General features: G+C 73.0%; 1 protein-coding gene. It reads right to left on the bottom strand.

Annotation, left to right across the window (positions count from 1 at the left end):
* The coding region (locus GSF22_RS33345; RefSeq protein WP_208817882.1) for an ROK family protein at positions 1–1,157 on the bottom strand (1,157 nt) is incomplete at its 3' end.
* Between the last annotated feature and the right edge of the window lie 581 nt (positions 1,158–1,738).

The raw sequence follows: 1,738 nt of genomic DNA on the forward strand, positions 1-1,738 counted from the left end.
GTGGGTAGGAGGGTGGGTAGTCCGCTCGTGGCGGCGGAGAGGGCGTAGCTGATGGCGCCGTGCAGGACCGCGCGGTCGCCGAGCACCGCCCGGCGTACGTCGGTGCTGGCCGGCGCCGCCTCGGCCACCAGGGCCTGGAGGCGGGCGATGGCCGGGTCGTCGAGTTGGGCGGCGGCCCCGCTGAGCAGGACCCGTCCCGGGTCGACCACGCAGACGCAGGAGACGATGAGCCGGGCCCAGGCCCGCAGCACCTCGTCGGCGTAGGCGGCGACGGCGTCGTCGGTACGGGCCAGCTCGACCAGGGTGCCGACCGGGTTGTCCGGCCGCCGGCCGGGGCGCAGCGCGACGAGCCGCTCGGCGATGGCGTTCTCCGACCAGCGGTCCTCGAACGGGCCCACTCCGTCGTGGCCCTGGCCGGCCGGGTCCAGCGGCAGGAAGCCGACCTCGCCGGCCGCGCCACCGGCACCCCGGCGGACCTGTCCGTCGAGGACCAGGCCGGCGCCGATGCCGTCGGCGACGTGCAGCAGCAGCAGGTCGGCGACGTCGCTGCCGGCACCGGCGGCGTGCTCGCCGGCCGCCATCAGGTTGACGTCGTTGTCCACCACGACCGGGACGCCCAGTCGACGTTGGACGGTCTCCCCTATCGGTCGTCCCTCGACCAGGCCGACCGAGGGGGCGAGCCGGACCGCACCACCGGAGGAGACCCCCGGCGCGGCGATCGCCACGCCGCGCAGCGCGGAGAGCCCGTCGCCGACCAGTTCGGGGATGAACCGGCAGACCGTCTCCACGATGTCCCCGGCGAGCCGGGCGGTCCGGTGCGCGATCACCTCCCCGTCGCTGTCGGCGATCTCGCAGCTGATCCGGGACGGTTCCAGGGAGACGGCCGCGACCAGCTCGGCGCGCGGGTTGAACTCCAGCATGGCCCGGGGCCGGCCGGCCCGGGAGGTGCCCGGCCCCCGCTCGATGAGGTACCCCTCGGCGATCAGGTCGCGCACCAGCGGGGTGAGCGTGGCGGGGCTGAGCCCGGTCAGCTCGGTCAGCTCGGCCCGGGAGAGCACCCGGACCTGGCGGGCGGTCGAGATCACGGACTGCCGCTTGATCTCCTTGGCCCGCTCCCGGCTCACCGGGCTCGTTGGTGGCGTCACCACATCACTCACTCTTCCTTCCTACGGCGAAGAAACTAAAGACGCAAGTCACAGATCGGCCACGACCGTCTCGGATCATGGTCTTGAACAGCCCAAATTGAGTTCCCGGGCATGGAACGGGCATTGCTGGGCCGGTTGGGGCACACCGCAACCGGCCAGGAGAACGCGCTGACTTCATTCCTTCCGCAAAAGAAGAAACTTGGGCGGGAACCCTTGACGACCCAGCCGGTGATCTTTAGCGTCAGCCGGCGAAGGCCTTCCAGTGTGTACGGAGTCCCCGTACCACTGCGCACCCCCCGTGCCCGGCGTCGATCGACGACGCCCACCGCACGTCGGCCCGGACTCCCGGCGCCGACCATCACCTCCGGCGTCGGAATCCGACGCTCAGCCCACCCGTCCGGGCGTCGGGATCCGATGCCCGGACACCCAGGCCGGCGTCGGAATCCGACGCTCCACCAACCGGCCCGGCGTGCGCCACCATCCGGTGCCGCAGGCCGGTGCCGACCCCACCCCGCGGCGGTGCCGGTCCACGACGCCGCCGCCCACCCTCACCACCGGCGTGCCCACGACCCGGTGGCAGTGCACCCTGCCAC

The sequence above is a fragment of the Micromonospora echinofusca genome (assembly GCF_017614955.1).
Taxonomy (GTDB): domain Bacteria; phylum Actinomycetota; class Actinomycetes; order Mycobacteriales; family Micromonosporaceae; genus Micromonospora; species Micromonospora echinofusca_A.